Origin of the sequence: Paenibacillus sp. DMB5 (assembly GCF_001517085.1) — a bacterium.
Taxonomy (GTDB): domain Bacteria; phylum Bacillota; class Bacilli; order Paenibacillales; family Paenibacillaceae; genus Paenibacillus_AQ.
The window spans coordinates 32,097-43,946 of the sequence record NZ_LRAC01000142.1 but is presented as its reverse complement, the minus strand read 5'-3'; the positions used below and the strand labels follow the sequence as shown (position 1 = coordinate 43,946).

Sequence of the window (11,850 nt, the reverse complement as noted above, 5' to 3'; positions counted from 1 at the left end):
TTGGTTTATATAAGTTCGAAAAATGTCGGTCTCTTTATAAAACCTAATCCACTAGCAACAACAGCTTTCTCCAAAGAAAAGGACGCCGATATTACACCACGGCGCCATCTGTTACCCCTTCGGCTTTCGGGGACCTGAGCATGCGGAGCTAACATCTTAATGCGGCAATCGGTACACAACACCGGATTAGAATAATAAAACCTTCATATGTTGGTTGTTGACCTTAACGTATCCTTACAAAATTTGATGCCCTATGAGGGTTATAGGAAGGTCAATACTAAAAAAAATTGCATTTATTGCTGCCAGAAATGGATGAGACCCGTATGGAATTATCCATACGAGTCTCATCTCACTAACCGAATATTTGCTGCATTAATCCAATCTTAAATTGCCTTAACAATTCTAACTTTCTCATCTCAATTTCTATCTTTTTATCAAATAGTATTAAGCAGTCGGCAATCTTTTGCTGCTCTTTAAATGAGGGTACATAAATATTAACATTAGAGAAGTTCTCATAGAACAAGTATTCCCTCACACTGCCTTCTAAATTCCTTAAAACTTCTCTTTGGAAAAAGTCCGACTTAAAGTATTGATTAACAAATTCATTATTCATCTCTTCTGATAATTCAAAGCAAACATAAAGGGAACTAACAATGACAGGTTCATCTAGTCGCATTAATCCTATTGATCCTACATTGATACGAGCTGGATTATAGGCAAATTGTCCTTTGGTTACGATTTTGTAAGAACTCTTGTCCAAGTCTTCTAATCTACTCTCTTCAAATTGCTCGCTTTGCGGAATAAACCCAAATTTATTGCTGATTGAGTATACAGGATACTCTCCACCTTTAGAGTTTTTTGGACCTACCTTTTTGCTAATCTCCCCAAAGCTTTTCATATTCCAGTCTGGATAGTTATGTCCATTCTCATCTTTAAATTCAATTTCGCGATTAAGGATTCTTTTCATAATTCCTTTTTTTAATAATTCTACTTGCCTAAGCTTTTCCTGCTGACTCTCGATTTTCTGATCAATGAGAGAGAAGAAGGAGGCTATTTTACTTTGTTCATCTTGTGGAAATAAAGGCACTTTAATTTGTTTTAGTTCAGAAACAGAAATCAAATTCTTAATCGCTGAGCCAGGGTTTTTACCGGTCATATTTTTTTGCATATAGTCAGATTCGAGTAAGTATCGAAGATATACATTATCTACTTCGCCAACTTTAGCTCTAAATCTAATTAAGGCTTGGTTAATAACACCTTCTTTTGCGTTCGAAGGGAAAAGTGCAATTTTCCCTATCGTCCCAGAACAACTCATAATTATATCCCCTGGTTGCAAACGAAAAGAAATTAACTCTTGGTACTTGTCACTTGGAATAAAATATCTAACATCATCAAATTTTTTATAAATCGCATGTTGTTGTTCATAAACCGCAAAACCTTCTTCAACGAAAATTTCCTTTTTTAATGCTCCTCCAAAAGGTCCTCTCTTTATCCCATCAGTTCCTGCTTCCATAATTTCCACGAAATTCACCAATTTAATTGGTTTCGATGGATCTATTTTGAACCTCAGTTTGGGCATTGTGGAGTTGTTCACTTATTTTACCCCCAATTCCCTTAAGTACTTTTCAAGTTCCCTATCTACACTAAGAATTTCCTTATCTATCTCCATTAAACGACTCTGAATCAATTGAATATCAACTGCCTCTTCTTCATTGAAATTTTCAACATAGCGTGGAATGTTCAAATTATTATCGTTTGAATCAATCTCATCAAGGCTTGCTGTATACGAGTATTTATCAATGGTTTGGCGTTTAATATAAGTAGCAATTATTTTGTCGACATCTTCATCCCGCAAACGGTTTTGATTCTTGCCCTTCTCAAATTCGTTTGATGCATCAATAAATAAGATGTTATCATTAGCTTCTCGGCATTTTTTGAAAACGAGTATACACGTCGGAATTGACGTGCCGTAAAAAATGTTTGCTGGTAATCCAATTACTGCATCCAAGTAGTTTTTTTCTTGGATCAAATATTTCCGTATAATACCTTCGCCAGCGCTGCGGAATAATACTCCGTGCGGTAGAACCACTGCCATACAGCCATTATCATCAAGATGATGAATCATATGTTGTATAAAAGCGAAATCCGCTTTAGATGAAGGAGCTAGTTTGCCGTATGCGCTATATCTTTCATCGTTTAGAAACTTGTCTTCTGCACTCCATTTTGCGGAGTACGGAGGATTCGCAACTACTGCTTCAAACCTCATATCAAGATGCCTCGGTTCTTCTAGACTATCCGCGTTTTGTATATCAAAGTTTTGATAAGATACATCGTGTAAGAGCATGTTCATTCGAGCTAAGTTGTAAGTTGTTGAAGTCTTCTCTTGTCCGTAAAACTTCCTCACATTTGCTTCTTTTGCAACTCTCAACAGCAAAGAACCAGAACCACAAGTTGGGTCATAAACATTTCTCAAATCTTTTTTACCTGCTGTTACTATCTTCGCCAAGATTTTTGAAACTTGGGGAGGTGTGTAAAATTCACCAGCTTTCTTGCCCGCTGTAGCTGCAAACTGACCAATCAGATATTCGTATGCATCACCAAGGACATCAATTTCAACATCGTCAAACTGAAAAGGAATTTCGCTTATATTCACCATGACCTTAGCAATTAGTCTAGAACGAGATTTCACATCACGCCCTAATTTTGATGATGAGAGATCCATGTCGTCAAATAGATTCTGGAAGTCATCCTGGCTTTCCGCACCAAGTGTTGATTCAGTTACAGCATTGACTGCTTTTTGGAGCATTTCTATATCAAACTTTCCTTGCTCTCCCTTAGCGATCTCCTCAATCATGTTTGAGAATAGATAGTCAGGATCAATCACATAACCAATCTGCTGGATAAGTTCCTGCTTCAAGGCATTCTGGTAATCTATGTTCCTCCAAGCTTCCATATAAGTGATCTTATCTTCCTCAAGCAACTTATTCACCCGGGTTTCAATCTTTTCAGATAAATATCGATAGAAGATCAATCCCAGTATGTAGTTTTTAAACTCATACGCTTCCATTTGTCCACGTAGATCATTCGCCATGTCCCAAAGTTTTTTATGCAAATCAGTTTGTTGCTGATACTGTAATTCTATTATCTTCATTTATGCTCCTCCTTGATATACCTTAATAAGAATTGCCTTGCGTACTGCTGCTCAAGAAAAAGCCTCTCCTGAAGCAAGCGATTCTTCCGATGTAACAACCTATGGACACTACCAACCTTTATCTGGTCTGACATAGGCGGCAAAATAACGTCCAATGTTCTAAGCATTTGAATTGATAATGCCGCTACACTCGAACCTTGAGTTGCTACTTTTAATTGCTTACGGCAATCCGGATCCTCGTTGATGAACCATTCAAGGTAGTCTGGATACACTCCCTCAGCTGGCTCGATTATTGCAAAGTTTGAAGGAATCAGTTTACCGACATGTTCCTGTTGCAGTGCCACCGCACGCTGACCAGTAAGACTGATTAAGACCCAACCTTCCTTCGCAACCGGTAATGTTCCTATACGGTCACATGCAACATAAACTTCCTGGGAACCTTCCAATATGACATTAGGATCTGGACTCAGCCACTCGTTCATTTCCTTCATCGAATACAATGGGTACTTGTAAAGTGTACTTTTCTCTTCTTCCGTAACAGGGACTGTCTGGACACGCGAAAGGAATGCACCCTGCGTGACTGACGCACATTGTTCTAAATTCAACCCAACCCCCCCTGACTGCTATTTGAAGAAATAGCAGTTGTTCGATGCCTCCATAATAATAAAAAATAGCAGAAAAGGCAAGTCCTCTTCTGCTATTTTTCAAAATAGCATTATGAGTATCGTTTTGTGTGCTCTGTGATGAACTCAATGATTCGTTGAATCACCGATCTCTTCTGAAGGAACGGCAGCTTGACCGTGTCACTTATCTCCTGTTGGTTTACAAATCCTCCGTACTCATATTCCTGAACAAAGCTCTGTATATCTGCTGACTGCAATCCGACATCTCCAGCAAATGTTTCAATTTCCTTCATGCGCTCTTCCTGTTCAAACGCGTTGTAGGAATCATCGACTGAATCGGCATTTGTAAGTGTAGGTACGACTTTGTGCAAGAATGCTTTGAGCAGTTTTGCCTTGAGTCGGAGTTCCTCACTGTCTGCCCGATTAATCTCATCCTCGATGTCTTTAACGGACTTGTTACGTTGCTCTTCATTATCGAAGTCAATGTTCTTGATTAAATTCATAATGTAGCCTACATTAATCCGATCTGTATGCATTAACTCGATCAAAAAGTCGACGTTCGCCAAGATCGACTCTTTACCCCCACCACGCTTTACTTCCTCGTAGATGCGAAGGTACTTACTTTTATAATCCTGATAAGTTTGTTCTTCGATACCTAAGCAAGCAGGATCAAACTCAAACTCGGTGAATGTCTCGAGTCGGGTTAAATATTTTGTAAGGTCCCGAAAGCTGACAACAAACTCCTGCTTCTCCTCCTCTCGCTCCAGATTGTCTACCGAAGCAGGTGTCGACGCTAGGGCTTTCACCTTTGCAAGAGCAGATTTGAAAAGCTGCAAGTACTCCTCATAACTTTTCATCAAAACATCGTCAACATTGTCTGTCTTCGAGAACAATCGAATTGCTTCATCTGTATCTTCTTTCAAATTGCGGAAACAAACGACGTTACCGTAAGGCTTGGTTGCCTTTTCGGTACGGTTAGTTCTCGAAAACGCCTGAACCAAATTATGATATTTCAAGAAGCGATCCATGTAGAGAATGTTCAAGGTCTTACTATCAAACCCCGTTAAGAAAATATTGACTACAAGCAGTATATCGATCTGAGCCGTTTTCACTCGCTTCGAAACATCAGCGAAATAGCCCTGGTATTTATCGGTTGAAAAGTTTGTTCCAAATATTCCATTATAATCCTTGATGATACACTCAAGACTGTCTCTCGAGTGTTCATCCTGTCCGTCACCTTCATATTCCTCATTCTGCCCGTAAGTGAATATTCCAGCTATCTTCAAATTATGAGACATTGATTTGAAGGTGTTGTAATACTTAATTAGCATTGGAATGCTGTCTACAGTAAACAAGCCGGTGTAACCTCTACTGCGGGACTTCCGGTCATGATGAGTCACGATATTTTCGGCAATCAATCGAACACGTTCATCATCCATCCACACCTCATCAGTCAAAATACCCTTCACTCGCGATTTATCGTTCTCATCAATCTTAACGTTGACTGTTTTTATGTAGTCAACTGAAAATCCCAACACGTTACCATCATGGATAGCATCTTTTATTAGGTATGTATGTAGACACTTTTCAAATATGTCAGCCGTTACCCGACCATCTTGACTCTTGTTCACCTCGAAGAGTGGTGTTCCAGTAAAGCCGAAATACTGTGCTTGCTTAAAATGGTTATCTACAAGTCTCTTCATCTTGCCAAATTGGCTGCGGTGACACTCGTCAATAATAAAGATGACCCGTTCTTGTTGATATGGTTTCATGATCTGTTCATAACGCACATTTTTTATGGCGTTCGCCATTTTTTGAATAGTAGTGACGATCAAAGGCTTGGTTAAGTCTGAAATTTGTGCAACTAACTTACTCGTATCATCTGTCATATCTACCGAGTCAGGTTCAAATTTGTTAAACTCAGCCAATGTTTGACTGTCCAAATCCTTACGGTCAACAAGAAAAAACACTTTTTTGATATGTGGTTCGTTTGCTAAGATCTGGCTCGACTTAAACGAAGTCAGGGTCTTTCCGCTACCTGTCGTGTGCCAAACGTATCCGTTATTTTTGGTTTCTAGAGCGCGCTTAACTAATGCTTCAACTGCAAATACCTGATACGGCCGCATTACCATCAGTTGCTTCTCGGTCTCATTCAGCACCATGTATCTTGCAATCATTTTCGACATGTGACACTTTTCTAAAAAAGTCGATGCGAAGTCACTAAGGTTTGTGATGCGTTTGTTTTCAGCATCTGACCAAAAGAACATGTGTGAAAATAGAATGTCGCCATCTGAGTTGGCAAAGTATTTCGTATCGACTCCATTACTGACGACAAACATTTGTAGGTATCGGTATAGCCCTTTAAAAGAGTGCTTTCTATAACGCTGTATCTGATTAAATGCCTCTTTAAAATCTAAACCTCGGCGCTTTAACTCAATTTGAATAACAGGTAACCCATTAATAAACAGTGTCACATCATAGCGATTTTTGTATTTCCCTTCAACAGTAGTCTGACTGGTTACCTGAAAATTATTTTTGCACCACTCACGTGTGTTCATTATTTCCAAGTATACCTCGGTTCCATCGTCACGTTGGAGCACCTGTTTATCCCGAAGAATTTTGGCTGAGTCAAAAATACTCTTCCCATCAATTTGGGTCAAGAAACGATTAAACTCAGCATCGGTTAGTAGTTGGCCATTCAGCTTCTTTTCATTAAATTTATTCAGCTGTTCCCTGAAATTTTTGATAATCGAGTCATAATCATTTATAGTAACTGGCTGGTAACCCTGACGGACAAGTTGCTCAATTAAGTTTTTTTCAAGCTGTGCTTCTGATTGATATGACAATTACAAAACCTCCTCAGATGATCTAACTCACAAACAGCAATTTACATTATTCTACAAGCCACCTCCTTTATCCTTCCAAGTATCTATGACTTATCCATCCTAAACAAAAAGACCCTGCTCAATTGAGACAGGATCTTAACAACCTTACCACCTTATGAATTATTGAGGTATCATAGAGAATTTCAAACACAGCTCACACATACTATCCGACTTATAAAGTCCAACTACGCTTTAAAATTCTATTTATTTCCTGATAGTATTGATATAGTATTAGTTATGGTATCCAATTGAACATTTGCACCAAGAGCCTCACTAACAAATCGAAGCGGTACCATCGTCGTGTTGTTAATAGTTTGAACCTTAGTTGCCAGTTTCACTGCTTTTCCATTAACATAGGCAATATCTTTCCCTATCGTCATCTTGATGACAGTTGAGCCTCTCGTGGCTGTTATAGTCTGTGTATTTTTGTCAAATAAAACATTCACCTTAAGACTGCTGAATATGGCATTTAACGGGACCTGTGCACTACCATTAATGATAACCGGTGGTTGAACCAATGCAAGTTTAACACCATCGACTGTCACTTTAATAATCAAAGGATTAGAAATAAAACCCTTCATTAAATGCGACTCTCCATCCCCTTCCACTACTACCTCTAACTCAGCCAACCCATCCTTAAAACTACCTGCGCTTTTAACATCACTTGCATTAAAACTCAAAATTGTTTTTCCATTTTTATTGATATATAGTATTTTGTCCTTCATTCTCACCATTGCTAATCCTTCACTAAAGTCCAGAGCTTCCTCATATACAGGCTTGATGACAACCTTCCCTTGCTTGTTCATAAATCCCTCGCCAATTACTCCATTCATTACTCCACTTATCACAACCATACCCTCAAAAAATACACCACTGGGAGAGTAGTTAGCCATATTAGACATGTTGATTACAGTTTTACCTGTTTTGTCTTTGAAGCTGCTGTCATCGTAAGCAGCCAAGCCTTCATTAAATGGCCATCCGATAAGACGCGTTAATTTTGTTAACTGCTTACCGTCTCTATCAAAGTAAGCTCCTTCGACGTTATTATAGTACGCTATCGTTATCCCGTCTTTATAATTATTTATGTTAGAATATTTAAATGGTAAAATTACTTTTCCGGCCTTATCTATTACTCCCCATTTCCCCCCCTTTGCTACAGCCGCTCTCTCTTCATAAAATCCACCAGTACCATCATCAAACAAATAATGGCCATTATCAAGTTCATCATACTGCAATTTTATTACTTCTTGTCCGGTTTTATCTATAAATCCCCATTTACCATCTTTTTTCACCGCAGCAAATCCATCTTGAAAATTATATACAAGATCATAATTTGTAGTTATTATTTCTTTCCCCTTAGAGTCTATGTAGATCCACTGACCGTTACTCAAGACACGAGAGAGGCCTTCGCTGAATTGATAAGCGTAATCATATAAATCAGTGGGCATTTTATATTTAGGTCCAATAACTTGATCTCCATTCTGGTTAATAACTACTGCAGTTCCTAATTTGTCAACCGTCACCCAAGCCAGGCCTTCACTGAACGTATAAACTCTACCTTGTCTATAATCTTCACCATATGATCCTGAGCCGAAGTAAATTGGCTCAATGGCGAAATTTATATTTTTATAGTTTTTCGAAACTGGAGAGTCTGATCCTTCATTCACATTATTCAATTCTTTTTCATCATTGCCCTTTTCTTCGTTTACATAAAGAAGAAAATGCACCTCTTGAACAGATTGATCACCTTTTGAGAAGGACGTAAGGATATCATATTCTCCTGGCTTGGATAAGGTCACCGTATTATTAGTCACCTCTATTTGTTCTCTGTTTTTCTCATCTTGATAATAAGTAATGTGTGTTGTTAATGAGTTCTTTGCTTTAAAGGTTATAACGGTAGGAGCTGTCGCAGTTATTTCCTTATCAATTTTGTCTGTCCATGTCACTTCTTTATCAGAAATCACATTTGTTATTGTTACATATCCATCAGTTCCAGCATTAATACGTAATACTTGTTTTTCATTCGCTGCATATGTCGATTTCTCAAGGAAGAAAAAGCACAGCACCATTATTATCAATAATGTCTTTTTCATTCTAAAGTCTCCAATCAATGTTTCTATTTTTTAGAATTATTTTGTGACTTCAAGGGATTCTTCACAATATAGAATGCTCCTTGTCCACCATCTGAAATGACTGCAAGTCCATTGCTGAATGCTGTACCCATGTATCCATCATTCTCGTAACCATCTTCATCAATTTCAAACCCAAGAACTTCCTTGCCTGTTTTATCTATATAACCTGCGTATGAAGATGCAGTTTCAGCTTTCTTCGAGACAACTGCCAAGCCTTCAGAGAAGTTTGAATGGACATCAATATATTGAGGCTTAATTTTAATCGTGCCTTTAGTGTCTATGAACCCCCAAAGGTTATTAGTCTTAACAGCTGCTAAGCCTTCACTAAAAGGACGCACCTCTGAATATTGCGGTTTAATAACGCTCTTGCCCTTTTTATCAATAAACCCCCATTTTCCACTTTGTTTAACCGCTGCATAAGTGTCGTTAAAACTATAGACACTTTCATAGCTTAATGGAATAATCACTTTTCCAGTTTTATTGATATAGCCCCACTTACCATTTTTCTGCACCGGTGCCAAACCATCATGAAATGTTCCCGCTTGATCATATTGAGCTTTAATGGATAACTTACCGCTGGTGTCGATGTATCCGAATTTTCCAGATATCATGACCGAGACTAGCCCCTCTCCGAAATTCCCAGCTTTCTCATATTTAAGCGGTATTTTCACAACTCCTGTTTTGTTAATAAAGCCACATTTATTGTCCAGCATAACTGCTGCAAATCCTTCCTTGAAATCTCCTACTGCCTGATACTTAGCTTTAATAACCACTGTCCCGCTCGAATTGATAAATCCATAAGTATCGATTTCAGATCCTAGTTCAAAGTATGAAGCTAAGCCTTCACTCATTGGACCTACCTCTGTGTATGGTAAATATTTAGCGTCAGGAGTGTACGTTGAGCCTGATCCTATTCCTGCAGAAGCTTGAGGTGTTACACCAAACATTAAAGTTGCCAAAAGTGAAAAACTTAATAATACAAAAACAGTTCCTCTTTTCAATTCCAATACCCCCGATTAGATGTTGTATGCGAAGAGTAAATCTCCTCACCTTGCATTAAACCAAACTAACACATGTATTATATTACACGTATTATAATTCGCCAATTATAATTTGTTATTTTAAATTGGCGTATTAGCTAGCATTAAGAGAGACAAGGAAAGGAGTTGTTTCTCTCAGTGAAATTAAAGGAGATACGAGAAGAAAAAGAGCTTAGTCAAGAAAAAGTTAGTCGTGCTGTTAACATATCTTTGAAACATTATCAAAACATTGAATATGGGGTTACTATGCCTACAGTCAATATCGCACTTCATATTTGTGAAATACTTGAGGTTGACCCCCGTGCAATAGATGAGTGGAAAGATAGAAGACCTTCTGTCTAACTTCTCTTTCATATTACAAGGTGAGTTCTCTTACAATATAATGGGACTGTCAAGAAGAGTCTGTCGACTATACGTCACACTCAAGGAAAATTCTACAATTCTCCACAGCATAAACCACATTCTGCAGATATAATTATCTTCAGGACAGGGGAGTTGTTGAATTATGGATATTCGTTTTCTTTTTGGGCAGAGGGTTAGGGAACTTCGGGCGCGAAGTGGGATGTCTCAAGAAATGCTCGCACACAACGCAGGGCTGGACAGAACATACATAAGTGGGATAGAGCGGGGAGATCGCAATATAAGTATCGTCAACATAGAGAAAATTGCTGCAGCACTTCGAGTGTCCGTAGCATATATGTTTTCAAGTGAGCGCTTTCCCGATACCCTTGCATATCAGCAGAAAGATTTTGCAACACCATTTAAAGAACGATTTAATTACAAGTTAGACCAAGAAAATCGAGTTCTCGCCTTTCAGGTTAGTGGGTTAATGACAGGAGAAAATGTAGAGTACATGTCCAAAACCTTATTAGGAATCTGTAATGCTTATGGTAAAGAGAAACTGAACATCTTGGTTGATCATCGTGAAATGAAAGCCGCTGATGGTGATCCAGCTGTATACTCCCCAGAAGTCGCAGAAAAAGCAGTTCTATTTCAGCAAGGGCTAATCAATTACAGCAAACAAGTAGTTGTACTCTGCAATTCAGAATTTATGGTCCAGCAGATGAATTCTGTTACTGCAACCAGCGGTATTCGTGATAAGTCAATCCATTTGTTCGGTAAGGATAGAGATATGATCGGGATGGCTTATGGACTATTTGATATCAATGGCAATGACTTGATAAGAGCTACAATATAGTAAAACCGCCATCATATATATGGCGGCTTAACTTAAGTTAATCAATTTGCAGACTTAAATTGTTTAATTATCTCAAGCATCTTATAGTGATATGGATCATGAAGTTGTATTCTTATTTTCTCACACAGTACTTGAAAAAAGCTCGAAAGAGTATTTATCAATTCTCTTATACATTTAGGATGTATTTCAATTCTATTCAATATTAACGAAACATGCTCATAATTTTTTATAAATAAGAGGAAGTCATCATTTATATTGTCGCTTAAGTACAATTTCATTTCATCGTGATCCAATCTTGCATCCCGATGAACTATACAATTTCTTAACTCCACAAAATTCTCTAGAATAGAATACTCTTCAATACCCTGTAATATGTTGGCATCAATATGGGTCTTAATTAGCTGAAAACCCCTTTTTAATGAAAATTCCCTATTCTTAATTTTCACATTTAATTCTCTTTCTTTGATAAGAATCAAGCATATTTCTTTTAATAACATTTCATATTTTGATAGACAACTAACATAAAATGAATTTCTATGTGTCCTCAAAGCTAGAGTTCTTATCAACTTAACTTTATCTTCAAAATCATAACTAGCAGATAGCTCAAGTTTGTTCAAATTCTCCTTGAGCATTTCATTATGTTCATTAAAAAAGTCAGAATACATATCTTCGGAACTAAAATAGTATTCTTTTAATATTTCAAGTTCATCACCAATTCGAACATCAGTAATAACTATTTGTGGTATGCTTCTACCTTCAATATGCACAGCCAGCTCTCCAATCATGTTTATCATTGTTGATAATTAATTTGGATATTAATA

Annotated in this window: 9 protein-coding genes; 2 read left to right on the top strand and 7 right to left on the bottom strand. The window is 37.7% G+C overall.

Features of this window, described 5'->3' with window-relative positions; genetic code table 11:
* Window positions 1–352 precede the first annotated feature (352 nt).
* The 6 genes from AWJ19_RS24335 to AWJ19_RS24310 all read right to left on the bottom strand — a co-directional run bounded on the left by AWJ19_RS24335 (window position 353) and on the right by AWJ19_RS24310 (window position 9,792).
* Window positions 353–1,513: a restriction endonuclease subunit S gene (locus AWJ19_RS24335; RefSeq protein WP_241781868.1), complete on the bottom strand. Its 1,161-nt coding sequence runs from the start codon at window positions 1,511–1,513 to the stop codon at window positions 353–355.
* A gap of 81 nt (window positions 1,514–1,594) precedes the next feature.
* Window positions 1,595–3,151, bottom strand: a complete 1,557-nt coding sequence (locus AWJ19_RS24330; RefSeq protein ID WP_068727804.1) for a type I restriction-modification system subunit M — start codon at window positions 3,149–3,151, stop codon at window positions 1,595–1,597.
* A complete protein-coding gene (locus AWJ19_RS24325; RefSeq protein ID WP_068727802.1) occupies window positions 3,148–3,756 on the bottom strand; it encodes a hypothetical protein in 609 nt (202 codons plus the stop codon). The genes AWJ19_RS24330 and AWJ19_RS24325 overlap by 4 nt, the downstream gene beginning before the upstream one ends.
* Window positions 3,757–3,866: 110 nt before the next feature.
* Window positions 3,867–6,620 carry a type I restriction endonuclease subunit R gene (locus AWJ19_RS24320; protein WP_068727800.1) on the bottom strand — a complete coding sequence of 918 codons (2,754 nt, stop codon included), beginning with the start codon at window positions 6,618–6,620 and terminating at the stop codon, window positions 3,867–3,869.
* A 239-nt stretch (window positions 6,621–6,859) separates the two neighbouring features.
* Window positions 6,860–8,752: a WG repeat-containing protein gene (locus AWJ19_RS24315; protein ID WP_068727798.1), complete on the bottom strand. Its 1,893-nt coding sequence runs from the start codon at window positions 8,750–8,752 to the stop codon at window positions 6,860–6,862.
* 23 nt (window positions 8,753–8,775) lie between these two features.
* Window positions 8,776–9,792, bottom strand: a complete 1,017-nt coding sequence (locus AWJ19_RS24310; RefSeq protein ID WP_128083683.1) for a WG repeat-containing protein — start codon at window positions 9,790–9,792, stop codon at window positions 8,776–8,778.
* A gap of 177 nt (window positions 9,793–9,969) precedes the next feature.
* Here AWJ19_RS24310 and AWJ19_RS24305 point away from each other — a divergent pair, with 177 nt between their 5' ends.
* Both AWJ19_RS24305 and AWJ19_RS24300 read left to right on the top strand, forming a co-directional pair.
* Window positions 9,970–10,173: a helix-turn-helix transcriptional regulator gene (locus tag AWJ19_RS24305; protein ID WP_068727794.1), complete on the top strand. Its 204-nt coding sequence runs from the start codon at window positions 9,970–9,972 to the stop codon at window positions 10,171–10,173.
* 163 nt (window positions 10,174–10,336) lie between these two features.
* Window positions 10,337–11,029 (top strand): helix-turn-helix transcriptional regulator, encoded by a 693-nt coding sequence (locus AWJ19_RS24300; RefSeq protein WP_068727791.1) that lies wholly within the window; start codon window positions 10,337–10,339, stop codon window positions 11,027–11,029.
* Between the two features lie 41 nt (window positions 11,030–11,070).
* Here AWJ19_RS24300 and AWJ19_RS24295 read toward each other — a convergent pair whose 3' ends face one another.
* On the bottom strand, window positions 11,071–11,796 hold the full coding sequence (locus AWJ19_RS24295; protein WP_128083682.1) for a hypothetical protein: 726 nt from the start codon (window positions 11,794–11,796) through the stop codon (window positions 11,071–11,073).
* Window positions 11,797–11,850: the final 54 nt, after the last annotated feature.

What these genes read in the sequence shown, in the direction of transcription:
- AWJ19_RS24330 (WP_068727804.1), bottom strand. Translation starts at nt 3,151, where the DNA reads ATGAAGATAATAGAATTACAGTATCAGCAACAAACTGATTTGCATAAA.
- AWJ19_RS24300 (WP_068727791.1), top strand. Translation starts at nt 10,337, where the DNA reads ATGGATATTCGTTTTCTTTTTGGGCAGAGGGTTAGGGAACTTCGGGCG.
- AWJ19_RS24335 (WP_241781868.1), bottom strand. Translation starts at nt 1,513, where the DNA reads ATGGAAGCAGGAACTGATGGGATAAAGAGAGGACCTTTTGGAGGAGCA.
- AWJ19_RS24315 (WP_068727798.1), bottom strand. Translation starts at nt 8,752, where the DNA reads ATGAAAAAGACATTATTGATAATAATGGTGCTGTGCTTTTTCTTCCTT.